Source organism: Nesterenkonia cremea (genome assembly GCF_014642675.1).
GTDB lineage: Bacteria > Actinomycetota > Actinomycetes > Actinomycetales > Micrococcaceae > Nesterenkonia > Nesterenkonia cremea.
The window spans coordinates 1-26,201 of record NZ_BMIS01000011.1 but is presented as its reverse complement, the minus strand read 5'-3'; the positions used below and the strand labels follow the sequence as shown (position 1 = coordinate 26,201).

At 65.6% G+C, this 26,201-nt stretch carries 27 protein-coding genes and 2 pseudogenes; 18 read left to right on the top strand and 11 right to left on the bottom strand.

Going from position 1 to position 26,201, the window contains the following annotated elements; translation table 11 throughout:
* Nucleotides 1-68 precede the first annotated feature (68 nt).
* The gene (locus IEW85_RS11250; protein ID WP_229658981.1) at nucleotides 69-641 is read right to left on the bottom strand and encodes a small multi-drug export protein; all 573 of its coding nucleotides are present in this window, start codon (nucleotides 639-641) and stop codon (nucleotides 69-71) included.
* A gap of 211 nt (nucleotides 642-852) precedes the next feature.
* Between IEW85_RS11250 and IEW85_RS11245 the strand changes: the two genes are divergently transcribed.
* Nucleotides 853-1,512, top strand: coding sequence for a TetR/AcrR family transcriptional regulator (locus tag IEW85_RS11245; protein WP_188685729.1), 660 nt, complete (start codon nucleotides 853-855; stop codon nucleotides 1,510-1,512).
* Nucleotides 1,509-3,065, top strand: coding sequence for an MDR family MFS transporter (locus tag IEW85_RS11240; protein WP_188685727.1), 1,557 nt, complete (start codon nucleotides 1,509-1,511; stop codon nucleotides 3,063-3,065). Before IEW85_RS11245 ends, IEW85_RS11240 begins: the two co-directional genes overlap by 4 nt.
* Nucleotides 3,066-3,103: 38 nt before the next feature.
* Here IEW85_RS11240 and IEW85_RS11235 read toward each other — a convergent pair whose 3' ends face one another.
* The 3 genes from IEW85_RS11235 to IEW85_RS11225 all read right to left on the bottom strand — a co-directional run bounded on the left by IEW85_RS11235 (nucleotide 3,104) and on the right by IEW85_RS11225 (nucleotide 6,736).
* A complete protein-coding gene (locus IEW85_RS11235; RefSeq protein ID WP_188685724.1) occupies nucleotides 3,104-4,471 on the bottom strand; it encodes an aldehyde dehydrogenase family protein in 1,368 nt (455 codons plus the stop codon).
* Nucleotides 4,468-5,859, bottom strand: coding sequence for an NAD-dependent succinate-semialdehyde dehydrogenase (locus tag IEW85_RS11230; protein ID WP_188685722.1), 1,392 nt, complete (start codon nucleotides 5,857-5,859; stop codon nucleotides 4,468-4,470). Before IEW85_RS11230 ends, IEW85_RS11235 begins: the two co-directional genes overlap by 4 nt.
* Before the next feature lie 64 nt (nucleotides 5,860-5,923).
* A complete protein-coding gene (locus IEW85_RS11225) occupies nucleotides 5,924-6,736 on the bottom strand; it encodes an SDR family oxidoreductase (RefSeq protein ID WP_188685720.1) in 813 nt (270 codons plus the stop codon).
* A gap of 187 nt (nucleotides 6,737-6,923) precedes the next feature.
* Between IEW85_RS11225 and IEW85_RS11220 the strand changes: the two genes are divergently transcribed.
* From IEW85_RS11220 to IEW85_RS11210, 3 genes are read left to right on the top strand one after another with little or no spacing between them, the layout of a single operon-like run.
* On the top strand, nucleotides 6,924-8,006 hold the full coding sequence (locus tag IEW85_RS11220; RefSeq protein WP_188685718.1) for a type III polyketide synthase: 1,083 nt from the start codon (nucleotides 6,924-6,926) through the stop codon (nucleotides 8,004-8,006).
* 13 nt (nucleotides 8,007-8,019) lie between these two features.
* A complete protein-coding gene (locus tag IEW85_RS11215; protein WP_188685711.1) occupies nucleotides 8,020-8,712 on the top strand; it encodes a methyltransferase domain-containing protein in 693 nt (230 codons plus the stop codon).
* Nucleotides 8,705-9,844, top strand: coding sequence for an FAD-dependent oxidoreductase (locus IEW85_RS11210; RefSeq protein ID WP_188685709.1), 1,140 nt, complete (start codon nucleotides 8,705-8,707; stop codon nucleotides 9,842-9,844). Before IEW85_RS11215 ends, IEW85_RS11210 begins: the two co-directional genes overlap by 8 nt.
* Here IEW85_RS11210 and IEW85_RS11205 read toward each other — a convergent pair.
* Nucleotides 9,830-10,687, bottom strand: a complete 858-nt coding sequence (locus tag IEW85_RS11205; protein ID WP_188685708.1) for a UbiA family prenyltransferase — start codon at nucleotides 10,685-10,687, stop codon at nucleotides 9,830-9,832. The two genes, IEW85_RS11210 and IEW85_RS11205, sit on opposite strands and share 15 nt — an antisense overlap.
* A 327-nt stretch (nucleotides 10,688-11,014) precedes the next feature.
* On the opposite strand from IEW85_RS11205, the gene IEW85_RS11200 reads away from it, so the two are divergent.
* The 3 genes from IEW85_RS11200 to IEW85_RS11190 all read left to right on the top strand — a co-directional run bounded on the left by IEW85_RS11200 (nucleotide 11,015) and on the right by IEW85_RS11190 (nucleotide 14,501).
* Nucleotides 11,015-12,091, top strand: a complete 1,077-nt coding sequence (locus IEW85_RS11200; protein WP_268234675.1) for a helix-turn-helix domain-containing protein — start codon at nucleotides 11,015-11,017, stop codon at nucleotides 12,089-12,091.
* 163 nt (nucleotides 12,092-12,254) lie between these two features.
* Complete coding sequence (locus tag IEW85_RS11195; RefSeq protein WP_229658979.1) at nucleotides 12,255-12,854, top strand: flavin reductase family protein; 600 nt, start codon at nucleotides 12,255-12,257, stop codon at nucleotides 12,852-12,854.
* 57 nt (nucleotides 12,855-12,911) lie between these two features.
* Nucleotides 12,912-14,501 carry a 4-hydroxyphenylacetate 3-hydroxylase family protein gene (locus IEW85_RS11190; RefSeq protein ID WP_188685706.1) on the top strand — a complete coding sequence of 530 codons (1,590 nt, stop codon included), beginning with the start codon at nucleotides 12,912-12,914 and terminating at the stop codon, nucleotides 14,499-14,501.
* Between the two features lie 252 nt (nucleotides 14,502-14,753).
* On the opposite strand, the gene IEW85_RS11185 is transcribed toward IEW85_RS11190, so the two are convergent.
* The 3 genes from IEW85_RS11185 to catA form a co-directional block, all read right to left on the bottom strand.
* Nucleotides 14,754-15,092 (bottom strand): alpha/beta fold hydrolase, encoded by a 339-nt coding sequence (locus tag IEW85_RS11185; protein WP_188685705.1) that lies wholly within the window; start codon nucleotides 15,090-15,092, stop codon nucleotides 14,754-14,756.
* Entirely contained in the window at nucleotides 15,049-15,588 is a 540-nt protein-coding gene (locus IEW85_RS11180) for an alpha/beta hydrolase (protein ID WP_188685704.1), read from the bottom strand. The genes IEW85_RS11185 and IEW85_RS11180 overlap by 44 nt, the downstream gene beginning before the upstream one ends.
* 121 nt (nucleotides 15,589-15,709) lie before the next feature.
* On the bottom strand, nucleotides 15,710-16,561 hold the full coding sequence (gene catA, locus IEW85_RS11175) for a catechol 1,2-dioxygenase (RefSeq protein WP_188685703.1): 852 nt from the start codon (nucleotides 16,559-16,561) through the stop codon (nucleotides 15,710-15,712).
* Nucleotides 16,562-16,902: 341 nt separating this feature from the next.
* Here catA and IEW85_RS11170 point away from each other — a divergent pair, with 341 nt between their 5' ends.
* The 9 genes and pseudogenes from IEW85_RS11170 to IEW85_RS11140 all read left to right on the top strand — a co-directional run bounded on the left by IEW85_RS11170 (nucleotide 16,903) and on the right by IEW85_RS11140 (nucleotide 22,874).
* Nucleotides 16,903-17,802: a LysR substrate-binding domain-containing protein gene (locus IEW85_RS11170; protein ID WP_188685701.1), complete on the top strand. Its 900-nt coding sequence runs from the start codon at nucleotides 16,903-16,905 to the stop codon at nucleotides 17,800-17,802.
* Entirely contained in the window at nucleotides 17,802-18,902 is a 1,101-nt protein-coding gene (locus IEW85_RS11165; RefSeq protein WP_188685699.1) for a mandelate racemase/muconate lactonizing enzyme family protein, read from the top strand. Before IEW85_RS11170 ends, IEW85_RS11165 begins: the two co-directional genes overlap by 1 nt.
* Before the next feature lie 52 nt (nucleotides 18,903-18,954).
* Nucleotides 18,955-19,236, top strand: a complete 282-nt coding sequence (gene catC, locus IEW85_RS11160; RefSeq protein ID WP_188685697.1) for a muconolactone Delta-isomerase — start codon at nucleotides 18,955-18,957, stop codon at nucleotides 19,234-19,236.
* Nucleotides 19,237-19,437: 201 nt separating this feature from the next.
* Nucleotides 19,438-19,749: a hypothetical protein gene (locus IEW85_RS11155; RefSeq protein ID WP_188685695.1), complete on the top strand. Its 312-nt coding sequence runs from the start codon at nucleotides 19,438-19,440 to the stop codon at nucleotides 19,747-19,749.
* Between the two features lie 99 nt (nucleotides 19,750-19,848).
* The gene (locus IEW85_RS11150; protein WP_188685693.1) at nucleotides 19,849-20,334 is read left to right on the top strand and encodes a helix-turn-helix transcriptional regulator; all 486 of its coding nucleotides are present in this window, start codon (nucleotides 19,849-19,851) and stop codon (nucleotides 20,332-20,334) included.
* 110 nt (nucleotides 20,335-20,444) lie between these two features.
* A pseudogene (locus IEW85_RS14740) lies at nucleotides 20,445-21,412 on the top strand (NADH:flavin oxidoreductase); the annotation flags it as partial.
* 114 nt (nucleotides 21,413-21,526) lie between these two features.
* A complete protein-coding gene (locus IEW85_RS14735; protein WP_373286563.1) occupies nucleotides 21,527-21,946 on the top strand; it encodes an FAD-dependent oxidoreductase in 420 nt (139 codons plus the stop codon).
* The gene (locus tag IEW85_RS14425; RefSeq protein WP_229658977.1) at nucleotides 21,934-22,323 is read left to right on the top strand and encodes a hypothetical protein; all 390 of its coding nucleotides are present in this window, start codon (nucleotides 21,934-21,936) and stop codon (nucleotides 22,321-22,323) included. Before IEW85_RS14735 ends, IEW85_RS14425 begins: the two co-directional genes overlap by 13 nt.
* A gap of 14 nt (nucleotides 22,324-22,337) precedes the next feature.
* Entirely contained in the window at nucleotides 22,338-22,874 is a 537-nt protein-coding gene (locus tag IEW85_RS11140) for a VOC family protein (protein ID WP_188685690.1), read from the top strand.
* A 59-nt stretch (nucleotides 22,875-22,933) separates the two neighbouring features.
* Here IEW85_RS11140 and IEW85_RS11135 read toward each other — a convergent pair whose 3' ends face one another.
* Together IEW85_RS11135 and IEW85_RS11130 are read right to left on the bottom strand one after the other, a co-directional pair.
* Entirely contained in the window at nucleotides 22,934-23,479 is a 546-nt protein-coding gene (locus IEW85_RS11135) for a methylated-DNA--[protein]-cysteine S-methyltransferase (RefSeq protein ID WP_188685688.1), read from the bottom strand.
* Complete coding sequence (locus tag IEW85_RS11130) at nucleotides 23,476-25,002, bottom strand: AlkA N-terminal domain-containing protein (protein ID WP_188685841.1); 1,527 nt, start codon at nucleotides 25,000-25,002, stop codon at nucleotides 23,476-23,478. The genes IEW85_RS11135 and IEW85_RS11130 overlap by 4 nt, the downstream gene beginning before the upstream one ends.
* 9 nt (nucleotides 25,003-25,011) lie before the next feature.
* On the opposite strand from IEW85_RS11130, the gene IEW85_RS14820 reads away from it, so the two are divergent.
* Nucleotides 25,012-25,476, top strand: coding sequence for a DoxX family protein (locus IEW85_RS14820; RefSeq protein ID WP_505759588.1), 465 nt, complete (start codon nucleotides 25,012-25,014; stop codon nucleotides 25,474-25,476).
* Nucleotides 25,477-25,488: 12 nt separating this feature from the next.
* Here IEW85_RS14820 and IEW85_RS14815 read toward each other — a convergent pair.
* Nucleotides 25,489-25,797 (bottom strand): annotated as a pseudogene (locus IEW85_RS14815) (SDR family NAD(P)-dependent oxidoreductase); the annotation flags it as partial.
* Nucleotides 25,798-26,201: the final 404 nt, after the last annotated feature.

Genomic DNA, 26,201 nt, shown 5'->3' with positions numbered 1-26,201 from the left:
CAGCTGTGCAGGGGGGGGCAGTGATGTCGTGCCGCCAGCGCCTGCCGCGCTGGCGGCGTCGGTGTCGACTACTGGGCGGCCAGGTTGATGATCGCGATGCCGAGGAAGGCACCGATGACGGCCCACACCACGATGGAGACGAACATCCAGATCAGCACCGCATTGCGGTTGGCGCCGAAGGAGACCATCAGTGGTGCGGTGAACTGGCTGGGCAGCGCCAGCGGTCCCAGCAGAGACACACCCGGAACGCCGAATCGGTCGAAGTTGCGCTTGGCCTTCTCGCGCCGTTTCAGCTGACGCTCACTCATCTGCTTGGGCTCCTTGCGCGCGGTGACCGCAGTGCGAGTCCCGTGGGCGGCGAAGACCAGGGCGGCCACGCAGAGGAAGTTGCCGATCACGCCAAGCAGCACTGCCAGGGCGAAGGGCATATCGATCAGCACGCCCACCAGCGCGCCGGCGTAGGCCTCCAGGAAGGGGATGGCGCCGATGGCGATCACACCCAGCCACTGGACGGCCGGGCCCAGTCCGTCGGCCCAGTCGCGCATGGAGCCGACCCAGGTGTCGTCCACCAAGGTCTCCTCCGGTGTGACGGCGGTGAGAGTGGTCAGGGAGTCGCTCAGGGCGGGCAGTGTTTCGATCATGCCCTCATTCTTGCGGAGGAGCGCGGCTGAGACCTCCCCCTCACGGGGGATTCTGCGGGGGATCTTGGGCTGCAGCCTGTCCCGTCGATCGGCACGGATGGTCGTCGGAGCGCCCCGGACGCCACCCTGACGTGCCGATCGACGCGGGGTGAACCACGATACCAAAAACGTGCACTTGTGCAGATTCCGCGCAAGTGCATAAAATGCACGGGTGCAAGAAAATGCTTCGGAAGTCCTGACCCAGCGCGAACGCAACCAGCGAGACACCTGGAACGCCATCTATGAGGCGGCCTATGCCTTCGCCCGGGATGAGGGCCTCGGGGCGGCCACTGTGGAGGCCGTGGTGGCGCGGGCCGGCGTCTCCCGGCGCACCTTCTTCAACTACTTCCCCACTAAGGAGGACGCCATCCTGGGCACCCGCCTGCCCTGGCTGGACCAGGCCGTGGTGGACCGGCTGGCCACTGCGCAGGAGGACGAGCTCACCCGCACCGTCCACGCCTTCGTGGCCGTGCTGCGCACTGCCCTGACCGAAGAGACGGCAGTACGACGCCGAGAGATCGCCACCCAGCACCCCAGCCTGCGCGGCCGACTGGGCCAGCTGATCACCACGGTGGAGGAGCTGGTGCGCGAGGCCATGCGAGCTGCCGCGCAGCGCAGGGAGGATGCGGGTGACCCCGCCTCCCAGCAGGTGCTGCTCATGCTCTCCGGAGTCATCATCAAGCACGCCTTCACCCAGTACTTCGAGGGGGAGCGGCAGGCCGCTGCCGAGCACGGCGCGGCTATGGACGACTTCCTGGAGGGGTCCATCGACCAGTTCCGCCGCGTGGTCCTGGCCACCGGCGGCTCGGGCAGAACGGAAGCAGGCAGATGAGCACCGAGACCCAGCCCGTCACCGGGACCTCACCGGTGGTCTCCCAGGAGGGGGAGACCGACCGGCGGCGCCTGACGCTGATCTTCGCCGCCCTGATCGTCGCCATGCTCATGGCCTCCCTGGGCCAGACGGTGCTGGCCACCGCGCTGCCCACCATCGTGGGTGAGCTCAGCGGTGTGGAGCATATGGCCTGGGTGATCACCGCCTTCATCATGGCTTCGACCATCACCATGCCGATCTACGGCAAGCTCGGCGATATGTACGGCCGCAAGCCGCTGTTCATCGTGGCCATCACCCTGTTCATCCTCGGTTCGGCCGGTGGCGGCGCGGCCCAGGAGATGAACCAGCTCATCGCCGCCCGTGTGGTCCAGGGCCTGGGCGGCGGCGGACTGATCCTGCTCTCCCAGGCGACCATCGCCGACGTCGTGCCCGCCCGCGAACGCGGCCGCTATATGGGCGTCATGGGCGGAGTCTTCGCCTTCTCCTCAGTGGCCGGACCGCTGCTGGGCGGTTGGCTGACCGTGGGACCCGGCTGGCGCTGGGCTCTCTGGATGAACGTCCCACTGGGCCTGCTGGCCCTGGTCATGGTGGTCCTGCTGCTGCGCCTGCCCGCCCGCAGCCGCAGCGGCCACGGTCGGATCGACGTGACGGGCATGATGCTGCTGGGCCTGGCCACCTCCGCGGCCGTGCTGCTCTCCACCTGGGGCGGGGTGGAATATGACTGGACCTCCCCGCTGATCCTGGGACTGGCCGGCGTCGCCGTCGTCGCCGGCGGACTGTTCATCCTGGTGGAGTGGCGCGCCCAGGAGCCGGTGATGCCGCTGCTGCTCTTCCGGAACCGGAACTTTGTGCTGACCATGTTCGCCGGGCTGATCACCGGTGTGGCCATGTTCGGGGCGCTCAGCTATATGCCCACCTATCTGCAGATGGTCACCGGCTACAGCCCGGCGGTGGCGGGGCTGCTGATGATCCCGATGATGGGAATGATGCTCACCGCTTCCATCGTGATGGGCCGGCGCACCGCCAAGACCGGCCGGTATAAGCGGATCATGGTGGTCGGCAGTCTGCTGACCGCGCTGAGCCTGGCGCTGCTCTCCACGCTGCACGCCGACACCCCGGTGATCCTCGAATGCCTCTACATGGGCATCATGGGACTGGGCCTGGGCTGCACTATGCAGCTGCTGACCCTGGTAGCGCAGAACTCCTTCTCCCAGAAGCTGGTGGGCACTGCGACGGCGGGCCAGAACTACTTCCGACAGGTGGGCGCCACACTGGGCTCAGCCGTGGTGGGCGCGCTCTTCGCCTCCCGGCTGGGAAGCCTGCTGGCCGAACGGCTGCCCGAAGGCGCTGCCGCGGAGGCGGACCTGGATCCCAGCTCGCTGACCCCGGAAGCGGTGGGGGAGCTGCCAGCCTCGCTGCACAGCGTGGTGGTCGAGGGGTATAACGACGCCCTGGTCCCGCTGTTCCTCTGGATGGTGCCGCTGGTCCTGATCAGCACTGTGCTGCTGCTCTTCTTGGAGGAGAAGCCCCTGGCCACCACTCTTGAGCGCTGAGCCCTTCGGCCGGTGAACTGCAGTCTCCGCGAGGAATCTCAGCGCTTCACCAGCAGCCGCCGCACCCGGCGGCCCACGGGAGCGCGCACCAGGCGCGTGGGGTCCGGTCCGGGCAGTTTGCGCAGCACTGCGCGTTCGTGGCTGAACGTCTGCAGGCTGTACTCCCCGTGATATCGGCCCATGCCGCTTGGGCCCACACCGCCGAAGGGCAGGGCCGGCACGGCGAGCTGGGTCATCACGGTGTTGAAGGCCAGGCCGCCGGATGAGGTCCGCTCCACGAAGTCGGCGCGCACCTGGGCATCCCGGGTGAACGCATAGAGCGCCAAAGGCTTGGGCCGGCTGTTGATCACCTCGATCGCGGCGCGATGGTCGGCCACGGTGACGATGGGCAGGATCGGCCCGAAGATCTCCTCCTCCATGACGGCCGCATCCTCCGGGACATCCAGCAGCACCGTCGGGGAGACGTAGCGGCCGGCGACGTCGACGTCGCCGCCGATGAGTGCTCTGCCGGAGTCCTGCTCGAGCAGGGCAGCAAGTCGCCGGGCATGGCGCTCGTTGACGATCCTGCCGTAGTCCCCGGACTGCTGAGGGTCGGTGCCGTAGGCCCTGATGATGGCCCGCGAGATCTCCTTGCCGAGCGGTTCGGCCAGCTCAGGGGTCGACAGGACATGGTCGGGAGCCACACAGGTCTGCCCGCTGTTGGTGAACTTCCCCCATACGATGGACTCCGCGGCCTCCTTGAGATCGGCTGAGCCGTCCACCCAGGCCGGGGACTTGCCGCCCAGCTCCAGGGTCACCGGAGTGAGGTGCTTGGCGGCCGCGGACATGACGATGGAGGCGACGCCGCTGCCTCCAGTGAAGAAGATGTGGTCGAAGGGCTGCTCCAGCAGGCGGGTCGTCTCATCGGCTCCTCCCTCGACCACCACGACAGCTTCCGGCTCCAGGTATTCGGGGATTCTGCGGGCCATGAGGGCAGAGACCGCCGGTGCCATCTCGCTGGGCTTGAGCACCACCGTGTTGCCCGCTGCCAGGGCTCCGACCAGCGGCATCAGCAGCAGGTGGACCGGGTAGTTCCACGGCGAGATGATGAGCACCGTCCCCAGCGGCTCCCGCTGGACCGCGGCGCTGGCCATACCCAGGGTCAAGGGGGTGCGGACCCGCCGCGGTCTGGTCCACTTCCGAAGGCTCCTCGCGGTGTGTCGGATCTCGGAGCGGACGGAGAGGACCTCAGTCAGCTGGCTCTCCGCGCTGCTCTTGCCCAGATCCTGGGAGAGGGCCTCCCGGATCTCCTCGCCACACTCGCTCAGCATCCGCTCCAGTCCCTCGAGCTGCTGACGGCGCCAGGTCAGCGGGAGCGTGCGCCCGGTGCTGAAGGCCTCCCGGGCGCCGTCGACGGTGTGCTTCACCCGGTGAGGTTGTGCTGGTTGATGCGCACCAGGCGCTCATTGGTGAATTCCCGCAGCGCCCAACCGGCGTTCTCCCGGCCGTAGCCGGAGTTGTTGATGCCGCCGAAGGGGAACTCCGGGCTGGAGTCCATGTGCGTGTTGACCAGGGTCATGCCCGCCTCGATCTGCTCGGCGAAGCGCTGGCCTCGCTCGGTGTCCTGGGTCCATACCGAGGCCATCAGCCCGTACTGGGTCCGATTGGCGATCCTCAGCGCGTCGGCCTCGTCCTCGGCTTTGAACACCATGACGGCCGGGCCGAAGAGCTCGTTGCAGCCAAGATCGCTGTCCAGGTCGATGTCCGTCAGCAGGGCCGGGGACATGAACCAGCCGTCCCGGGGGAGCTTCTCCCCGCCGGTGTGCAGGGTGGCGCCGTCCTGGACGGCCTGCTGGATCCGCTCGACCACCTCGTCGCGGGCACCCTCGGAGGAGAGCGGCCCCATATCAGTCTCCGGGTCGTCGTAGGCGCCCACGGTGACGTTCTCCACGGCCTCCTGGGCTGCTGAGACGAAGTCGTCGTAGAGCTCCTGCACGACGATGAGCCGTTTCGGGGAGGTGCAGACCTGACCGGCGTTGGCTGTGCGCAGGGTGACCAGTTTCTGGGCCAGGGCGCCGACGTCGTCGGTGTCCAGCACGACGGCGGGATCGTTGCCGCCGAGCTCCAGCACGGACTTCTTCAGGTGCTTCGCGGCGATGGACGCGACGGAGGCGCCGGCGGTCTCCGACCCGGTCAGGGAGACACCCTTGACCCGGAAGTCCTCCAGGACCTTCTCTGCGTCGCTGCTGTTCAGGTAAAGGTTGGTGTAGACGCCGCGGGGCAGTCCCGCCTCCTCGAGGATCTCCTGGAAGGCCTGGGAGGATCGCGGGCAGATGGCCGCCTGCTTCATCAGCACGGCGTTGCCCACCATCAGGTTGGGGATGGCGAAGCGGGCGATCTGGTTATAGGGGAAGTTCCACGGCATGATGCCCAGCAGCACGCCCAGTGGATCGTGCTTGACGTAGGTCCGGTCAGCGCCCTGAGCGTCGGGAAGCTCCGTGGGCTCCAGAAGCTCAGGTGCGTTGTCGGCGTACCACCGTGCGGTGTAGGCGACCTTCTTCACTTCCGACAGGCCCTGCTTGTGCGGCTTGCCCATCTCCGTGCCGATGATGTCGGCGAGCTCATCGGCCCGGGACTCGAAGATGTCTGCAGCGGAGCGCAGGATGGAGGCTCGCTGCTCCACCGGGGTGCTGCGCCATTTGCCGAAGGCCTCGTCGGCCTCGTCGATGATGGAGGGGAGCTCCTGGGTGGGCACCGAGTCGAAGGTCTCCTCGACCCGGCCGGTGTTCGGGTTGGTGACTGCGAAAGTGCTCATGTGCCCATTGAAGTCCCGGTTGCGCCGTTACGTCCAGGGTTTTCGGCAGGAGCGGAATCTTCTGTCATGGGGCGGGCGGCACGCTTCCCCGGAAGGTGTCCATGGCGCGGGAGGCGCCGAAGGCATCCATGAGGCGGTCGAAGTGCCGCACGTGCATGGCGCGGGCGACGGGCAGGGTCCGCACCAGCGACGGCATGATCAGCTGGGCGTGCCGCTTCTCGATGGCGCGTGCGATCCTCCGGGCGACCTTCTCCGTCCGCAGCGGAGGAAGGAGGAGGGGGAAACGTGTGCTGACGCCGTGGGACATGCTGGTTTCCAGGTAAGAGGGACACACGGTCAGCGAGGTCACGCCGGTTCTGCCCCGGCGCATCTCGGCGCGCAGGGCCTCTGCGAATCCGAAGGCTGCGAACTTGCTCGCGGCGTAGTCGGACTGTCCTGCCACGCCCAACAGGCCGGAGGCGCTGGAGATGGTCACGACCGTGCCGTGCCCGCGGCTGATCATGCCGCCGAGGAACGCCCGGGTGACCCAGTAGAGGGCCAGGGTGTTGACGTCGAAGGTGCCGGCGATCTCGTCCTCCGAGGTTTCGAGCAGCGGCTTGCCGACGATCACCCCGGCGTTGTTGATCAGCACATCCACGGACTCGCAGCGGCTCGCCGCCAGCCTGACCGCAGACCGGTCGGAGACGTCCACCTCCATGGCGCGCGCCTCGCCGCCTGTCTGTCGGATCTCTGTGCACACGGCCTCTCCGGCCTCTGCCGAGATGTCCCAGATCATGACTTGGGCGCCCCGTGATGCGGCCTCGAGCGCGATGGAGCGCCCCAGCCCGCTGCCCCCACCGGTGATCAGCACGTTCTTCCCGCGGAGGTGATAGAGCACGGAGCAATACTAATGGATCTCCGGACCAGCACTGCTGATGGGGGGCAGGATCGGCTGGTCGCGATGCCGGGCTGCGGAGAGCTGCGATGGCTGCCGCCCCTTCTGAGCCTGTTCCGGGAGCGGCCTGTGTCGGGGCGGTGGAGACAGCTCTGTCGTGAGGGATCGCAGGCATGATTAGGTTGAGGGTATGCCTGCGCGCATCGCATCTATCGGGACTGCAGTGCCGGTCACCGCTGTGCCTCAGGATGACCTGCGTTCCTTCTTCGCCGAGCAGCCGGGCCTGGACAGGCTCACCCAGCGGCATGTCTCGGCAGCGTTCAGCGCGGCGGGGATCAGGCAGAGGCACACGGTGCTCACCGGCTTGGGCGGATCCCCGGACGGGACGTTCGTGGCCGATGACGGGGCTCTGCTGAGACCGACCACTGGCGTGCGCAACGAGCGTTACCGTCAGGCGGCGCCTGAACTGGCAGCCGAGGCGGCGCGCTCCGCGCTGGCCGACGGCCAGGTCGCCCCCGGCCAGATCACTCATCTCATCACCGTCTCCTGCACAGGATTCTTTGCGCCCGGCATCGACTACCGCCTGATCAGGGACCTCGGTCTGCCCAGCACCGTGGAGCGCAGCCACTTGGGGTTCATCGGATGTGCCGCGGCGCTGCCGGCTCTCCGCCTGGCGTCCCAGATCGCCGAAGCCCGCCCCGGGGCAGTCGTGCTGGTGGTGTGCGTGGAGCTGTGCTCGCTGCATATCCGGGACATGGCGGACTCCGAGCAGATCGTCGCCGCCTCGGTCTTCGCCGACGGGGCCGCCGCGGCGGTCGTCACCGCAGATGAGGCCGCAGGCGCCCACGGCGGCATCGTGTTGGACGGCTTCGCCACAGCACTGACCGACGAGGGAGAGTCCGACATGGTCTGGACGATCGGGGACCACGGATTCCAGATGACGCTCTCAGCAGAGGTTCCCCGCATCATCGGGCGCGAGATCCGCGAGGCGGTCAGCGGCTTCCTGGGGGAGGAGGAACCCCCCGGCATCTGGGCGGTGCACCCGGGCGGCCGCAGCGTGCTCGACCGAGTGGAGACCGGACTGGGCCTGGACGCCCCGGCGCTCGCAGCCTCTCGCTCGGTGCTGCGCGACTACGGCAACATGTCCAGCTCAACCGTGTTGTTCATTCTGCGCCGGCTCCTGGCGGACCCGGAGGTCAGCGGCCGTATCGCGGCTCTCGCCTTCGGCCCTGGTCTGACCGTCGAATTCGCTCGGATGCGAAAGACCGAGTGAGCCCGGGGTGCCGATGAATCTCTCCGAGCGCGACCATCAGCTGCGCGAGATCATGGACGACCCCGATTGTGATCCCGAGCGCCTGCAGGCGACGCTGCGTCGGTTCGGGATCGTCAACCGGCTGATCTCCGGCTGGGACAGGATCTATCGCACTCGGCTGCGGCATATTCTGGCCGAGCTCGACCGGCCGGCGCGTGTGCTGGACCTCGGCTCCGGCGGCGGTGACGTCATCACGCGGCTGGCGCGGCTGGCCGCGCAGGACGGACTGGAGGTGCGCTGGACCGGTGCCGACCCTGATCCGCGAGCCCACCAGGCTGCTCTGGACCGGCAGGGACCCGGAGTCACGTTTCTCCAAACTGACACCGATGCCCTGATCGAGAACGGCGATGCCTTCGACGTGGTGATCTCCAACCATGTCCTCCATCACCTGGACGACGCCGAGCTGCTGGACTTCACCAGCGCGTCCCGCGCGCTCGCCTCCACCGCCGTGTTCCACAGCGACATCGCCCGAGGACGCCTCGCCTACGGGCTCTACGCGGTCGGAATCCTGCCGCTGTCGCCCGGCACTTTCCTGCGGACCGATGGGTTGCGTTCGATCCGGCGCAGCTACCGGAAGGAGGAGCTCTCTGCCGCGTTGGGCACGGAGTGGAAGGTCTCGTCCCCGGCTGCGTTTCGGCTGATCGCTGAGGGGGTCGGCAGTGCATAGGAGCTCTGAGCCTGAGGTGATCGTCATCGGAGCCGGGCCGGTGGGCCTGTTGTTGGCCGCGGAGCTTCGCCGCCGGGGCGTCGGCGTCGAACTCCTCGAGCAGCGTGAGCGGTCGAGCCCCGACAGTCGTGCCATCGGTGTGCATGCGCCCGTGCTCGCCGCACTGGAGGAGTCCGGTCTGACGGCTGAGCTTCTGAGTTGGGCCCGGCGTGTGCCCCGCGGTGAGGCACGCTCTCAGGGACGGGTGCTGGGCACAGTGCGATTCGACCGCCTCTCGTGCCGTTTCCCGTTCGTCGCCACGCTGCCGCAGTCGATGACTGAGGCGGTGCTCGCCCAGTCGGCACCGGAGCCTGAACGCGGAGTCGGTGTCACTGTGATCCGTCCCGCCGGAGAACACGTGCAGCTGCACACAGATGCCGGATCACGGCGCGCTCCCGTGGTCGTCCTCGCCGGCGGATCCCGGTCGCGCGGTCTGGTGTACCGCAGTCCGGGAGCCCGCTCCTATCCGGACCGGTACCTGATGGCCGATGTGGAGGTCTCAGAGCGCAGCGATTCCGATGCCGCCGTCGTCCACCTCGATGAGAACGGGGTGATGGAGTCATTCCCGCTGCCGGATCGGCACAGGCGGTTCGTCGTGTGGGATCCGCCCGGAGCCTCCACGGCCTCTGCGCAGCGGCAGCTCCGCTTCGAGCGTGCCGTGGCCGCCCGGGGAGAGCCGGTCGGAGGAGCGGTCACTGAGTTCGGAGTGCGCCGCTTTGTGGCCCCGCGGATGCGCAGCGGAGCCCTGTTCGTGATCGGTGATGCGGCCCATGAGGTCAGCCCGATCGGCGGGCAGGGCATGAACCTCGGGCTGCTGGACGCCGTGACGCTGGCGCCGCTGCTGGCGCAGTGGGCCGGCACGGGGACAGCACCGGAGGCCGATCTGAAGCGGTGGGAGCGGCGGCGTGTCGCCTCGGCGCGCCAGGCGGCCAGGCTGGCGGGGCTCAACACCCGGCTGGGGCGCCCGGCGTCTGCGCGGGTGAACGCGGCTCGCCGGAACGGGTTGCGGCTGATGCTGGCTCCGGGCCCCGGGAAGCTCTTCGCCCACGCCTATGCGATGGGCTTCGACGCCGACGCCTCATCCCGCAAGTGAGCCGCCGGTCGCCACCAGCTGGGCGGCCAGCAGCAGAGCGGCGAGCATGAGCAGCCGGAACAGCACTCGCCCGGAGCGCCCGGCGAAGGTGAGGCCGAGGGTGGTCAGGACGACGGCGACGACGAGCCCGAAGAACCACCAGGAGACGGGGGAGGCTGCCTGGATCCCGTCCGCCGCGGAGCCATAGAGGACGGCGGCCGCGCCGACCAACACGGATGCCGCGGCCAGCACAGCCGCCGGTGTGCCGCCGATCCGGTGGGGGAGGCCTCTGATTCCGGTGCGGGCGTCGTCGTCGAGATCTGGCAACACATTGGTCAGGTGCATGGCCGCTCCCAGCGTCCCACCGGCCAGCCACGTCCATGGCGCGGCGATCTGCGGCTCGGGGGCCGAGAGCGTGGCGAAGGAGGGGAAGAGCCCGAAGCTGATGATGAATGGTGCGACGGACCAGAGGGTCGCCTTAAGGCCTGCGTTGTAGGACCAGGCCGATGCCAGGGCGAGGGCGTGAGCCGCGAGCAGCCCGATGCCCAGGGGAGCGGACAGTAGCAGGGCCAGGAGCAGGCAGCCGGTCGCTGCGATCCATGCCGTACGGGTGCTGACCTCTCCCCGCGCGATCGGTTTGTCGTCCCGACCTGTCACACGGTCCCGGTCGGCGTCGATGGCGTCATTGGAGATGCCCACCGAGAGCTGGCCGATGAAGACGGCCGCGGTCAGCAGCAGGATCCGCCAGAGGCCCAGCCCGGCGGCCGCAGAAAGGGCGACGGCGAGCGTGGTGACGACCATCGTGGGGCCGGGGTGGGCGGAGGCCCACAGCCCACGCAGCACCCTTCCGCAGCATCTGATCATGGAGCCAGTCTCGCACTGAGCACAGTGAGCGTGTGATTGACGACTGGCCTCTTCATGAGGCAGAGCCGCTCTGAGGGCGCGGCGGGCGGAGGTGATACTGTGCCATCGCACGCTTCACCTGCGGGGAATGTGCTCTGTTCCCCCGATCGAGTTGGCAGCAGCGCCCTTCGCCTAGGGCGCTCCGCAACCTGAGGCCGGTGGTCTTCCATGCCTAGTTCCGCTGACCCGTATACAGCTCCTCTGCATCGGGACGCTCCCATCACCGAGGCCTTTCAGTGGTTCTTGGACCGGGAGGACGGGGGTATCTTCGCCGTCACTCCTGACGTGATGATGGCCGACGCGCTGGCGGCTCCCCTGCTGCGGGTCTTCTCCCATCAGGAACTGTGGCGATGGGCGCACGACCAGAGCCAGGCGGTAGTCGGTTGGCAGCCCCTTCCCTTTCCCGATGGGCGGACATCTCGGCTGCACTGGATCACGACGACTGCCACAGGCACGATCTCGGGTGCCGTCGTCGGGGTGGGGAGGAGCCCGGCAAGTCGAGAGGAACCTACGATCAGCAGTGGGGTCAGCGACGACCTCAAAGAGATGCTTCCGGGTGAGAGCGACTTGGCCTGGAGCATTCGTGGTCAGCTGAGGTCGTTGTTGCGGGGTGTACCGTCGTTGCGCATCAGGGGAGCAGCGGGCGTGGGAAAGGACTTCCTCGCACGGCGCTTCATCGAGCTGTCTCTTTCGCTGGGTTCGCTGCGGTATATGGACCCGCTCGTCCTCCGTGGTGACCAAGCGTTCCGAGATCCGGTGTGGCTGTCCCGCCTCAGTGATGCTGTCGATCAGATGCGGCCTGTCCTCTTCCATGACCTGGACAGGATTCCGGAGCATCGGGTCCACAGATTTCTCCCGTCTCTCCTCAAAGCCCGGCAGGCGAAGGTGCCGGTGGTCGCCACCGAATCCCTGCAGGTCCAGGGGTTCGCGGAACGCATGTGGAGCAGGGCCTTCCGGGACGCTGTCGAACTGCCTGTGCTGAACGCCCGTCGGGAAGATATCTACGATGTCGCCCGGGCGATCTGGAAGGCCCGGTTGGGTCAGGTGGAGGGCCCCTGGATGTCGCCCGACGTGGTGAGGCTGCTGGCCTCTGCGGATTGGTCGGGCAACGTGGCGCAGCTGGAGGAGGTTCTGCTGGACGCTCACCGGCGTTCTGGGGGAAATCGTATTGAGCCCTGGGCGCTGCGTCTTCCTACAGGTGCCGCTGCGAAGCTTCAAGGTTTGGGGCATGCGGAGTATCACGCCATCGTGGATGAGCTCGGCCGCTGTGAGGGAAACAAGAGCTTGGCGGCCCGCCTGCTGGGAATCTCCCGATCAACCTTGTACCGCAAGATGCGCCTCCATGGCATCGACACAGCTGGCTGAGATCAGTCCGGCGGCGCCGGTGCTGCTCGCATAGTCGGAGCACTGTGTCAATGACTCCTTCTGTCCCAATATGAGACACCACTGTGTGATGCACGGCACATAATCTTGGTTCGGAAGTCGATGAAGATGCCATCCGGATCGAGGTTCGAAGGAGGACGGCGAGATGGGACAGAAGACAGCGTCTGACGGGCACGACATGTCCGTTGCCATTGATCCCAGGGAGGTTCGCAATGCGTTCGGCAAGTTCGCCACTGGTGTGACTGTGGTGACGTGCCGCACTCCTGACGGTCAGCCCCATGGGGCCACCGTCAACGCGTTCACTGCGGTGTCGTTGGACCCTCCCCTGGCGCAGGTGACTCTGATTCGGGGAAACAAGGCGTCCGAATACCTTGAGGAGGCCCCCTTCGCCATCAACATCATGTCGGCGTCTCAGCTGGAGGTCTGCCTGCATTTCGCCGGCAAGCCGATGCTGAAGACCCCGAAGTGGCGTGATGACGGAGAGATTCCAGTGCTGTCGGACAACGCCGCGACGATCGAGTGTCGACCCTGGCGAACATACGACGGCGGGGACCACGTCATCGTCATCGGAGAGGTCCAGTCCCTGGAAGTCAACGACGTCGACCCGCGGCTCTTCGTCTCGGGAAAATTCCGAGAGGTGGGACCGTTCAGCGGCGGTGCCCCGTGGCATGGGTCAGGAGACAGTTTGGCGATGGGGTGGTTCGAAGGGTCCACCGCCTTCGACACCTTCGGCGCGTCGCCGTGAGAGAAGAGGCCTGACAGCCCAGATCTGAACACAAATCAGCAGGAGGAAGCGATACTGATGACTGCAGAACCGACCCATGAGCAAGACAGCATGTCCGAGAGGACTTCGCAGGCGAACCCCAAGCTGCCGATGACCGGTGAAGAGTATGTCGAGTCATTGCGCGACGGACGTGAGGTCTACCTTCACGGTGAGCGGATCGAGGATGTGACCACGCACCCGGCGTTCCGAAACTCGATACGCATGGTGGCCCGCATGTACGACGGATTTCATGACCCCGAGACCTCGGGGCAGCTGTTGTCGGAGACTGATACGGGAAGCGGAGGAAAGACCCATCCGTTCTTCAAGGTTCCGCGCTCTGTCCAAGACCTGAAGGAGAGTCGAGAGGCGATCGAGACCTGGGCCAGGATGAGCTATGGATGGTTCGGCCGGTCACCGGACTACAAAGCGGCGTTCTTGGGCACTCTGGGCGCCATGCCTGAGTTCTACTCTCCGTATGAGGAGAACGCCAAGCGCTGGTACCAGGAGTCGCAGGAGAAGGCGCTGTATTGGAACCACGCCATCATCAACCCACCGGTAGACCGTCATCTCTCCCCGGATCAGGTCGAAGATGTCTTCATGAAGGTGGAGAAGGAGACGGATAACGGCTTGGTCGTATCTGGTGCCAAGGTCGTAGCGACCGGCTCTGCGATCACGAACTACAACTTCATCTCTCACTATGGTCTTCCCATCAAGAAGCCAGAGTTCGCGATCATCTGCACCGTTCCGATGGACGCGCCTGGGGTGAAGCTGGTCTCCAGGGCTTCCTACGCGCAGAATGCGGCCGTGACAGGGACCCCCTTCGACTACCCCTTGTCGTCTCGGATGGATGAGAATGATGCCGTCTTCATCTTCGACAAGGTTCTGGTGCCTTGGGAGAACGTCTTCGCGTACGGGGATCCCGACCAGATCAACGGATTCATGCCGAAGACTGGATTCATCCAGCGATTCACCTACCAGGGATGCATCCGTCTGGCCGTCAAGCTGGATTTCATCGCCGGGCTGCTTCTGAAGGCCTTGGAGATCGCTGGCACCAAGGATTTCCGTGGGGTTCAGGCGCGAGCCGGCGAGGTCATCGGCTGGCGCAACATGTTCTGGGCGATCGCAGATACCATGATGCACAATCCTGATGAGGGCCCTCACGGCTCTGTGCTGCCGAATATGGATTACGGACTGGCCTACAGGATGTTCATGGCCCAGGGCTACCCTCGGGTCAAGGAGATCATCGAACAGGATGTGGCCGCCGGTCTGATCTACCTTCCGTCCGGCGCGTTCGACTTCAAGAATGCGGAGATTCGGCCTTATCTGGACAGGTATCTCCGCGGTTCTGACGGTATTGAGGCGGTGGACCGCGTGAAGCTGATGAAGCTGCTGTGGGATGCCATCGGCTCAGAGTTCGGAGGCCGCCATGAGCTCTATGAGCGCAATTACTCGGGAAACCATGAGAATGTGCGCGTTGAGATGCTCATGAACGCGATGAACAACGGTGTCACTCAACAGATGGACGGCATGGTCGAGCAGTGCATGTCCGAATATGACCTGGACGGTTGGACGGTGCCTGACCTCTTCAGCGGCGACGACGTGAACATGAATCTCAGCGGGCGGCGCTGACAGGCCGGTGGGATGATGCCGACCGGGTGATCATCGAATAATGTCCGGCGGGGCCGGGGGTGAAGGGCACAGCAGCCACCGCTGCCTGTGTTCTCTCCTCCAGTCCCGCCGGAATCGTCTGGGGCCGGAGGCCAACGAGTCCATAGCCGTGCAGGTCCACCAGCGGTATCTGCCGATTGCTCACTTCGTGCTGAAGCCGAGCTGAGTGTTCCTTGCGGCCCGTGGGTGGAGCAGCGTGATCCGAGGTCTTATTCAGTCGAGGAAGTCATTGAGGAGCTTCGCTGTCTCGGCGGGTCTCTCGGTCGGGGCCTGGTGGGCGGCGTCGCTGAGGACGTGGACTGTTGAAAGGTGCACTCCGGCGCCGATGGCTGCGGCCTGTTCGGCTGGGGTGACCGCATCGTGCTCCCCGGCCACCGCGAGCACCGGGATGCTGATCTCGTCCAGCCTGCCGGTCAGGTCGAAGCTGCCCAGGGCCTCACAGAGCAGGGCATAGCTCTCGTCGTCAGCCTCGCGCAAGGTCTGGGTGAGCTGGTGGACGGCCCCGGGCTCAGCGGCGGGGAAGGCGGGGGGCGAACCACCTGCTGGCAGCACCTTCCGCTAGTGACGCGGTTCCGTCCGAGCGCACAGCTTCGGCACGTTGGGTCCAGGCCGATGGTTGGCCGATCGCCGCTGCTGAACAGATGACAGCTGTGGATGAGAACCGTCCGGCATGGTCCAGCGCCAGCTGAAGCGCCAGACCTCCAGCCAATGAAATGCCGGCGAAGTGCAGCGGCAGTCCGTTCAGGCCGGCCTCTTCCAACTCTGCTTCGATGGTGGCGTCCGTGGCCCTGGCCAGCCATTCCATGGAGGGGGCCTCTCCGGCAGCATCCCAGGCGGGCGAACGACCGTGCCCGGGCAGATCCAGTGCGATCACATGGGAGTCGGCGGCCAGGTGTTCAGCCGTTGTGTCCCACGTGCCGGAGACCGCAGTGCCCAACCCGGGCATCAGGGCCACCACTCGCGCAGGTTCGGCGGGTGCGCGCAGGACGGTCACGGCCAGCTTGGGAGCAATCACGGGGTGTTCTTCCAGTCCAGGTGATCGGGTCATCGTCTGTTGGGTCCTTCAGCGAAGTGCAGGCGACAGCCGGAGGGCGGCCCGGTCTCACGGCAGTTCGGATGCCGTGAGACCGGGCCGCCCTCCATGGCGACATGCCGTCTTGATTTCCTCGTCAGGCTTGCGCGTCGAGGACGTAGTCGTACACTGCGGTCTCGCCGCCTTCGCCGTTGGGCTGGGGGTCCAGAAGCAGTTCAGGTTTGACCGCTGCGGCGATGTCATCGTCGTTGTGCTGGTCTCCGGGGAAGTAGAGCTGCTGGGTCAGCAGTTCGTGGCCGGGTGCGGAGACCTTGATGTGCAGGTGGGCCGGGCGCCAGGCGTGCCAGTCCGCTGCGGCGATCAGCTTTCCCGTGGCCCCGTCGGTGGGGATCTGGTAAGGGGCGGGCTTGATGCCGTGGATCTCGTAGTTTCCCTCAGAGTCGACAGGGACCGTCGCCCGCAGGTTCCACTCGGGGAGCCCAGGTGCGAACCGGGAGTAGAAGCCCTCGTCGTCGGCCAGCCAGATCTCGACCTTCGCGTCGGTCAGAGCTTCACCGCCGGTGCTCGTCACCGACCCTTTCAGGGTCAGGGGGGTGCCCTTCTCGTCCGGACGCATCGGCAATGTGGCCGGAGAAGAGATCGTCGGGGCGTCCGGCACGTAGTAGGGGCCCTCGATCGAACCCTTCGTGCCTTCGCGGTGCCGGGTGTTGACATCCTCAACAGTGTGTTCGAGGAAGACGTCCAGGAAGAGCGGCCACTCACCGTCCTCACCCACCTGGATCAGCCAGGCTTTGAGGATGTTGAACTCCTCGTAGGTGACTTCGTGCTTCTCAGCGACGTCATTGGCAGCCTTGATCAGCTCGCCGGCCAACAGGTTGACCCGCTCCGGCGGGATATCGGCCTCGCCCTGGAGTTTGCCGGATTGGCGGAACGTATCGGTGGCTCCCGCGCCGGAGTCCGCTGCGCGGGCTTCAACCTCACTGGTCATGATGATCCTCTCCTTGTGTGCGAGGAGCTGAGCCCATGTGTGCACCCAGCGCCACTGTGACGTATGACAAGTTTAAAGCCCCGATTGTGACACGACAAATACGTTGTCATCGGCTACTGATATGCAGTGAATATCAATACCTGGTCCACGGGTGAATGCATCGGGCAGCGGCAGGTCGGCCCAGCTCTCGTCCCTTCTGGCACAGTTAGTCTTCGAGTGAGCTCAATGTGTACTGATTGAGACTTCCAATGTCATAGTGCATGATGAAGTGCGGACAGGGGCAGATGCCTGCCGTTTCGAATCTGTGCGGTTCCGATGTGAAGAAGGGAAGGTGGTGCTTGGTGGAGCTTCGTCACCTGACCTACTTCGTTGCTGTGGCACAGGAGCGGCACTTCGGCAACGCTGCCAGGCGACTGCAGATGGCCCAGCCGCCCCTCTCGCAGCAGATCAGGGCCTTCGAGTCCCAGCTTGGGGTCAAGCTGTTCGAGCGCACGACGCGCAGCGTCGCCCTCACCGCTGCGGGAGAATTTCTTCTGCAGCGGGCTGAGGTGCTGCTGACGGAGCTTGAGGCGCTGGAAGGGGATGTGCGCAGGGTCCATGCGGGTGCCCAAGGAATTCTGCGGATGGGCAGCACCGGATCTGCGGCCTACCAGGTCCTGCCGCGTGTGCTGCGCGAGGCCCGGCGCAGAATGCCGCGGCTGGAGCTGGAGATCCGTGGAGAGATCCTGAACCCCGAAATCGTCGACGGGCTGCTGTGCCATCAGCTCGATGTCGCGCTTCTGCGTCTTCCCGTGTCCTCGGCAGAGCTGAGCGTAGAGGTCATTCAGCCCGATGAGCTGCATCTGGCAATGCCAGAGGACCATCCGCTGGCCGCCGAGGATGAGGTCTCGGTGGAGGATCTGCGCGGGGAACCTCTGGTCTCCTACCCCCGGGACTCAGCGGTCGCGATGCTCACCGCCGAGCTGTGCCGCCGGGCAGGTTTTCAGCCGCAGATCCTGCAGGTCGTCAGCGAGACCTCCACCTTGGTCTCGCTGGTGGCCGGGGGCGGCTGCTCAGCGGTGGTCCCCGCCCCGGTCTCCGCGCTGGGGACCCCGGGAGTGGTCTTCCGCCAGCTTGCCGAGCGGCCAGCCGTGGACCTGGCCATGGCGTGGCGCAGTGCCGATGACCGTCCCCTGCTCCACTCGCTGCTCGATGTCATCCGGACATCGCTTCCCCTTCGGAAGGACGATGAGGCACGCTGATGAAGATCACCGCCATAGAGGCGATTCCATATACGATTCCCTACCGGCGTCCGTTGAAATTCGCGTCCGGAGAGGTGACGGAGGCTGACCACGTGCTGATCCGTGTGCATACAGATGCGGGGATCACCGGGGTCTCGGACACTCCTCCGCGGCCCTACACCTACGGCGAGACGCAGGGTTCGATCATCTCCGTGGTGAAGGACGTCTTCGCCCCGCAGATGATCGGCATGGACCCCTTCGCTCGCGAGGCGGCACGATCGATCATGGGGCGGACGCTGAACAACGCGACCGCGAAGGGTTCGGTGGACATCGCTCTCTGGGACATCGTCGGTCAAGCCTTGGAGACTCCGGTCTTCCGCCTGTTGGGCGGTTTTACGGACAGACTTCGCGTCTCTCATATGCTCGGCTTCAAAGAAGCCGCGGCCCTGGTGGATGAGGCCCAGCAGATGCGGGACCGCTACGGCATCACGGCATTCAAGCTGAAGGTCGGCAGAACGCCCACCTCGCTGGATATGGGGGCAGCCCGGGCTCTTCGCGAGGCGTTGGGCGAGGGTGCTGAGCTCTACCTGGACGCCAACCGCGGTTGGAGCGCTTCTGAAGCAGGCGCGGTTCTCGCCGAGGCCGCTGAACTGGGCATGCAGTTCCTCGAAGAGCCCAATGATGCCGCTGAGCATCTCGGTCGGCGGTGGCTGACTTCGCGATCTCCCATCCCTATCGCGGCGGACGAGTCTGCGCCGGATCTGGCGTCGGCGGCGCGAGAGTTGGTCACCTCCGGGGCCGATCTCGTGGCGGTGAAGACCGCCCGAACCGGTTTCACCGAGTCCAGCAGGATCGTGGGGCTGGCGGAGGGGCTCGGCGTCGAACTCTACCTCGGCAATCAGATCGACACCCAAGTCGGAACTGCAGCATCGGTGGCCTTCGGGGCTGCTTTTGAGGCGACCTCTCGGCGGGCTGCGGAGCTGTCGAACTTCTTGGACATGGCTGATGACCTGATGGCAGATCCTCTGCAGATCGTCGAGGGGCACGTGCGTGCCCGTGAGGCTCCCGGAGTGGGAAACTCCGTCGACGCCGACAAGCTGGCTCATTACCGGACGGACTGAGCCGATCCCCCCCCCCGAATCTCGGAGAGAACTGTATGAGAGGAGAGCACTGATGAAGTATCTGGTCCATATGGAGGTCGACATTCCCCGCGACCTGCCCGCCGAAGAGCGCAGCGCGGTGATCGCTCGGGAGAAGGAGTATTCCCAGCAGCTTCAGCGGGATGGCCGTTGGCCCGAGATCTGGCGCGTAGTCGGCGAGTATGCGAACTATTCCGTCTTCGACGTCGGCAGTCACGATGAGCTGCACGAGCTGCTCCAGGGCCTCCCGCTCTTCCCTTATATGACGATCGATGTGACCCCGTTGGCTGCCCACCCCTCCGACATCAAGGCATAGGGGCGATTCCGCCCGCCATGCCCCGTTCGAGCGGCGTCCCTCCGGTCTCAAGCGGTTGAGAGTCGAGGCTGCAGCGTGGGGCGGCCCGCACCTGAGGGCGCCGTCGATGGTGTTTTGAGCATCGCCGGCCCGCCTCTGCGGCTAGAATGGTGATGCACATCACAGTTTTGTCCGCCCAATCCACCCGAGAGCCCCAGGTCTATGAGCAGCACCCTCATCGACAACATGGCGGTCGACGAGTTCGCCGCCACCCACCTCCCGTGGAGTCTTGACGTGAGCAGGACCTCCGAGCTGTCTCACTCCACCACGGTGTTGGGGGACTGTTGGGCAGTGTCGTCGAGGCTCGGAGGAATGGTCGGCGAGCGCAGCACGCGCGAGATTCGGCGGACCGAAGGTGAGTTCCTGGCGGTTCTGCTGGTCCGGCGCGGTCGCGAAGTGTTCACCCAGAAGGGGCACAAGGCAGTGGTGACGCCAGGGTCAGCACTGCTCTGGGACGGGGTCCTGCCTGCCTAATGCTTCAGCGGCGGGACCCTGGAGAAGCTGACGCTCTTCCTTCCTCGCGACATCGGGCGGCAGGTTCTGCCTCATCTCGATTCCCTGGTGGGACAGGCGTTGGCCCCCACGCCCTCCCTGAGCCTGCTGCACTCGTGGGTCGAAACCTCTGTGGCCGCTCCGCACCTTGATGTCGGCGCGGCAGCCACAGCGGGGCGGACGGCCGTCGATCTGCTGGCCTCCGCCGTCAGCGCCTCGTCGGAGACCGTCTTGGACGCCAAGGCCATCCGGTTGATGGAGGTCCGGTCGTTCATCGATGGGCACCTTGGTCAGGCTGGGCTGAGCATCGAGGACATCGCTGCAGCTTCTGCCATTTCGGTGCGTTACCTGCACCAGCTCTTCCGGGGCACCGGTGAATCCTGCCGACAGTACATCTTGCGGCGGCGACTGGAGGAGGCGCACTCCCAGCTCGCGGCCAGGCCTGAGCGTGCCATCACGGCGATTGCGGCCGGATGTGGATTCAGCACTCCATCAGCATTCAGTCGAGCCTACCGAGAGGCCTATGGAGTCACGCCCAGGGACGCCCGTGCTCGTGCCGGCTCCTGAGGCTGCGCACACACGGGATACTTCTGTGCACCCCCGGGAAAGTTTTCGGAGGAGAGCCCTTCCATACTGAGGTGATACACATCACGTCAAACCATGGAAGGTGATCCGAGATGACAGCCCAGCCAGTTCAGCTGGACCCGGCCTACCCAAACCTCTTTCCGCCTGGACGGATCGGGAGTATGGCGCTGCCGAACCGAATGGTGCAGTCTCCTATCTTCACCCAGTACGCCGGGGCCTTCGGTGAGGTGAGCGATCGTCTCATCGAATATCACCGAGCCCGTGCCCGCGGTGGTGTTGGGCTGATCATCACGGAGAACACGTCGGTTGACTGGATGGTGGGGCGTACCGCTGGTCACCCGATGCGGATCGATCACGATAGGTTTCGTTCGGGCCTGGCGGCACTGACTGAGGCCGTCCACAACGAAGGCGCCAAGATCGCAGTGCAGCTGCACCACACAGGGCGCCAGAACTCCCAAGGCAACACCGAGCGCAACGAACCTCCGATCGCTCCCACTGCAGGTATCACCAGTGCCTTCGGAACCGCCCCCAGGGAGATCGAACGTCATGAGATCAAGGGGCTGGTCGACTACTACGTGCAGGGGCACGCCGTGCGGTCGAGACCGGTTTCGACGCTGTGGAACTGCATGGCGCCCATGGCTACCTCCTGGGCCAATTCCTGTCACCCAAGACGAATAAGCGGACAGATGAGTACGGCGGTTCGTTGGAGAACCGGGCGAGATTCGCGCTTGAGGTTATCCACGGCATCCGCGAAGTCGTTGGTCCCGACTATCCGGTGATGTACCGGATGAGTGTCGAAGAGCCCTATGAGGGAGGCCTCTCGTTCGAGGATGGGATCGCATTCGCCCAGATGTTGGATCCACTGGTCGATGCCATCGACGTCTCCGCCGGAAACTACGACACTGCTGATGTTCTGCTCCCCATGTACCCGCCGGGGAATCTGGTGCACTACGCCCGTGCGGTGAAGGAAGCGGTCAGTGTGCCAGTGATCGCGGTCGGTCGCCTGACGTGGCTGCTCCAGGAGATGAATGACGCGGTCGGCGCCGGAGAGTTTGATTTCGTGGCGTTGGGGCGAGCCCAGCTGGCTGATGCCGAAGGCGTTGCCAAGACTCGACGCGGCGAGCATGAACACGTTCGCCGGTGTTTGGCGGTCAACGAATGCATCTCTCGGTGGATGTTCAACGGTCAGCGCACCCAATGCGTGATCAACCCGAAGCTCTCTCAGGAGACCCGTGCCGAGGCCTCCCTTCGCACAGGAGCGGAGCAGAAGCGGGTTCTGATCGTCGGAGCAGGGCCGGCCGGATGCGAAGCCGCGATGGTCGCGGCCGAACGTGGTCACGCGGTCACCGTCATGGAGCGCGACGGTGAGCTCGGTGGTCAGCTGCGGGCCTGGTCCGCGGCGAGCTTCTTGAACACTGAGATCGAGCACATGATCAACTTCTACAAAGTCGAGTTGGAGCGGCTGAAGGTTGAGGTTCAGCTGAATACGGAAGCCTCGGAGGCTGACCTCGAAAACTACGATGAGGTCCTGCTCGCCACGGGAACTGTCACTGATGACAAGCCGGGGGCGCCCTCGATGCAGTGGATCTGCTGACCACCCGATCAGTTCCTGAAGCTGCGGAGATCACGGTCTACGGGGACACGGAGGTCGCAATGTTCGCCGCCCTATGGCTCGCAGAGCAGGGACGGGACGTCACGCTCAGCTCTCCGGGAGACAGTCCAGGTGCAGACACCAACGACATGGAGCGCGACAGACTCTGCCAGCTGCTCGAATCCTCGGGCGTCACCATCCGTACAGGCCAGGTGCCACCGGAGAAGGGTGCCGTGGTGTGGGCCCAAGATCGCCGGGCTGATGACGCCCTCGCCGCATCTGCGAACCGCGATACTGTCCGCGTCATCGGAACCCGGGCCCGTGGGGGACGCATGTATGAAGCCACGCAGTCCGGATTCTGGACGGCATCCACTCTCTGAAGAGGAGCACAACGATGAGTATCAGAGCGATCGAACATATCGGCATCACTGTTCCAGATATCGAGCAGGCGACCGAGTTCTTCTCTGAAGCGCTTGGTGCTGAGAAGATCTACGACATGCTCGACGAGCCGCTTGCCGGTCCTGCCGTGGAGGCCGGGCTTGGAATTCCGGAAGGAGCCACGATCGAAGCGATCCGGATGATGCGCCTCGGCGAGGGGCCCAACCTCGAGCTCTTCTCCTACTCCGGGACTGCGCAACGCCAAGCTGTCCGGCCCAGTGACTATGGCATCCAGCATTTCTGCGTCTACGTCGACGATATCTATGCTGCGGCGGCCCGGTTGGAAAGCGCCGGTGGGACTCTTCTGAGCCAGCCCAATGATCTGCCCGGCGGTGACGCGGGAAGCGGAAATCGCTACCTCTACGCTCGCACACCCTGGGGGAGCACCATGGAGCTGGTCACCTATCCGTCCTCCCAGGCTTACGAGCCCAGCACCGAGGTTCGTCGGTGGCGCCCGGCCAGGGCCAGTGATCACCGGCACCAGATGCCGTGAAGAGGATGTGGCGGTTGGGCTGCCTGAAACAGTGCATCGCCCCATGCCACCAGTGGCCTTCACGGGGTAGGGGCGGCCCGCCTGCGTTCCCGACGTTCGTGATCGAGGAGTGACCGTTTGACCGCCGTGCCCCAGGCGAAGCCGCCGAGAGTGCCGTCGCTTCGCAGGACGCGGTGGCAGGGAACGAACAGCGCGGGCGCGTTGCGGGCGCAGATCGACGCCGCCGGCCGCACTGCGCCAGGCCGGCCGACCAGTTGTGCGAAATCGGTGTAGGTGAGTGGTTCACCAGGCGTGATCTCGCGCAGCGCTGCCCAGCCGCGCTGCTGCAGCTCGGTGCCCCGTTGCCTGACGGGGATGGTTGTGACGGCGTCGAGGTCGCCTGAGTAGTAGGCGGAGACCGCATCTCCTGCCTCCGTGGTCTCCTCGACGAGTGTGTGTGGGCGGAACGCCGGGTGGATGCGGCCCCAGACTGCCTGGCGATCGTCGCTCCACCCCGAGGCCAGAACCTGCCCGTCGTCGTCGGCGATCAGGGTGAATGCGCCGTCCGGGGTGTCGACGGTCTGCACGGCTGCTCTACTCGTCCCTATATGTCTTGTCTGTGTCATAGGTCCTCCTGAGTCGCTGGTGTCGATGGCGCTGGCTGTTCGGGCTGAGGTGAGGCGGCTGCCGCTCGCCAGAGGTGAGCCGTGAGGTAGCTGCGCCAGGGTGCTGCGCGGGTCGCCCACTCTTCGAGAGAGCGCGCGTGAGCCGGGATGTCGGTCCTGAGCGCGCCTGTGCGAACGGCGCTGTCGCCGGGCAGCAGCACGTCGGGGTCACCGAGCACTCGCATGCGCACATAGTCAGCCGTCCATGGCCCGATCCCTCGCCTGGAGAGCAGCGCGGCCCGCTGTTCTGTGCCGTCATCCGCGGTTCCGAGTGACAGTGAGCCCTCCGCCAGGGCCGCCGCGGTCTGCGTGATGGCGCGGATGCGGGCGGCCGGTCCGCGGAGCACCTCGTGACCGCGCTCTGCGATCGCCGCCATCGTCGGGAAGAGCAGATGCGGTTCACCCTCCGGGGCATCGACCCTCTGCCCGAGGGCGTGGACGAGCCGGGCGAGTGCGGTTCGTGCGGAGGCGACCGATACCTGCTGTCCGACCATCGCGCGGATCAGCATCTCGTGAGGATCTGCCACTCCCGGAACCCTGATGCCGGGGACGCGGGCGACCAGCGGGGCGAGGGTGGGATGATGCGAAAGCGCGGAGTCGATGGCAAGAGGATCCGCATCAAGGTCGAACAGACGGCGGGCCCGGGTTACCAGGGCCCCGAGGTCTGAGAGCTCTGTGACGTGTGCGCGCAGCCGGAGGCGCCCTGCGCTGCCTGCGTCCTTGCCCGAGTCTGCGCGCAGCTCGAACCATGCGGTGCCGCCCGGCAGTTGAAGGGTGCGCGAGAAGCTGGCCTCTGTTGCGTCCTCCATGCCGGGCAGCGCCCGTGCGGTCATCCATTCGAAGATCCCGTCGGCGTCGAACGGTTCACGCACAGGCAGCGCCAGATCTGTCGCGCCGGGTGCAGGTCCGGTGATTCGGCAGCGCGCTCGGAGTTCGGTCGGCGTCATGTCGAACACCTCGCGGATGGTGTCGTTGCACTGCCGGATGCTTCCGAACCCGGAGGCGAACGCGACCTCGGCGACAGAGAGGTCGGTGCCCGTCAGAAGCATGCGGGCGGTGTGGGCACGCTGTGAGCGGGCGAGGGCGAGGGGGCCTGACCCGAGTTCGGCGGTGAGCAGCCGGGTGAGGTGCCGTGTGGAGAAGCCGAGCTGGGACGCCAGAGCGTGCACCCCATCGCGTTCTACGACGCCGTCGGCGATGAGCCGCATCGCGCGGCCGACGGTGTCTCCGCGCAGGTTCCACTGCGGTGATCCCGGCGTCGCCTCAGGCAGGCATCGTCTGCAGGCTCGGTATCCGGCATCGTGTGCTGCCGCACTGGTGGGGTAGAAGGTCACGTTCGACTGCTTCGGCGTACGCGCCGGACACGATGGTCGGCAGTAGATGCCTGTGGTGCGCACGGCCGTGATGAACTGACCGTCGAATCGCGTATCGCGCGCCTCGACGGCACGATAGCGTTCTTCGAAGCTCATGGTGGCTGGCGTCATGCAGTCAGCATGGCACGCTCCGCTCTGCTGCACTGGCGGAAATCAGACATGGCACTCACCTGGCGAAGTCGCCCTGATGCGATAATTCCTGCCATGAGGTCTCTTGCCGCAGGTCCCAAGGTGCTCGTCGGTTCCTTCCTCGTCTCTGGGGTGATCCACTGTGTGCGTCCGCAGGTCTTCGAGCCGATCGTGCCGCCTGCGCTGCCGGGCAAGCGCCAGCTGGTCTACGCTTCCGGGGTGGCAGAGCTTTTCTGTGCTGCGGGCCTGCTCATCCCGCAGACCCGCAAGTCTGCCGCAGTGGCCTCTGCGGCCCTGCTCGTCGCCGTCTTTCCCGCGAATGTGCAGATGGCGATAGACGCTCATCGCGTGATCGGCCGGAAGGGATCGACTCCTGGGCGTCAGGCAGTGCGTGCTGCCGCGATCGCGCGATTGCCTCTCCAGGTGCCATTGATCCGGTGGGCTCTCCGGAGCTGAGACGGCCAGGAACGAGATGACATAGGCGACGTCGTCGGCTTCGGCGAGTCGCTCCAGGGGGATATCCGTGGTGAATTGCTCCCACCCCCACTCTTCGGGCTGACCCGCGGCCGCGGCGGTCTCCTCGGCGAGGGTCTCCATGAGCGGGGTGCGCACGATGCCGGGGGCGTAGGTGTTCACTGTGATGCCGAACTGGGCGAGCTCACGCGCCACGGTCCGGCTCATGCCGCGCACGGCGAACTTGGTGGCAGAACAGAGCGGGATCCCCTTGTTGCCCTTGTGGCCGGCCTGCGAGGCTGCGCTGATGATCTTGCCGCCCAGTGACTCCGCGACCTGGTGTGCGGCCCATCCGTCTGTCCCGGATCATTGTAGGTTCTCACCGAACTTGTCAGGATGGCAGCGCGCTGACCTGGAGTTTGACAGACGCGGAGCAGCTGGTTTTCTCAGTAAGTTGTCATAATCCTCAGCCCCTCACAGATCGAGATGACGTATCCCGAACTTCAGTGTGGGTGTCCCTATTTGTTGGATCGGCGTCGAAACAGGGCCATCCACCATCTCCGGGGCTTTTGTTGCTTTGAACGAATCGTGGTTGGCTCGGCTAGAGCGTGTCTGAGAATTATGTGAGGGGTGGCCTGGAAGCCTGGAGACATGTCTCGTCTCCAGGTTCTTTCTGATGCTCAGTGGGAGCTGATCGCTGATCAGCTGCCCAAGCCCACCGGGCGCAA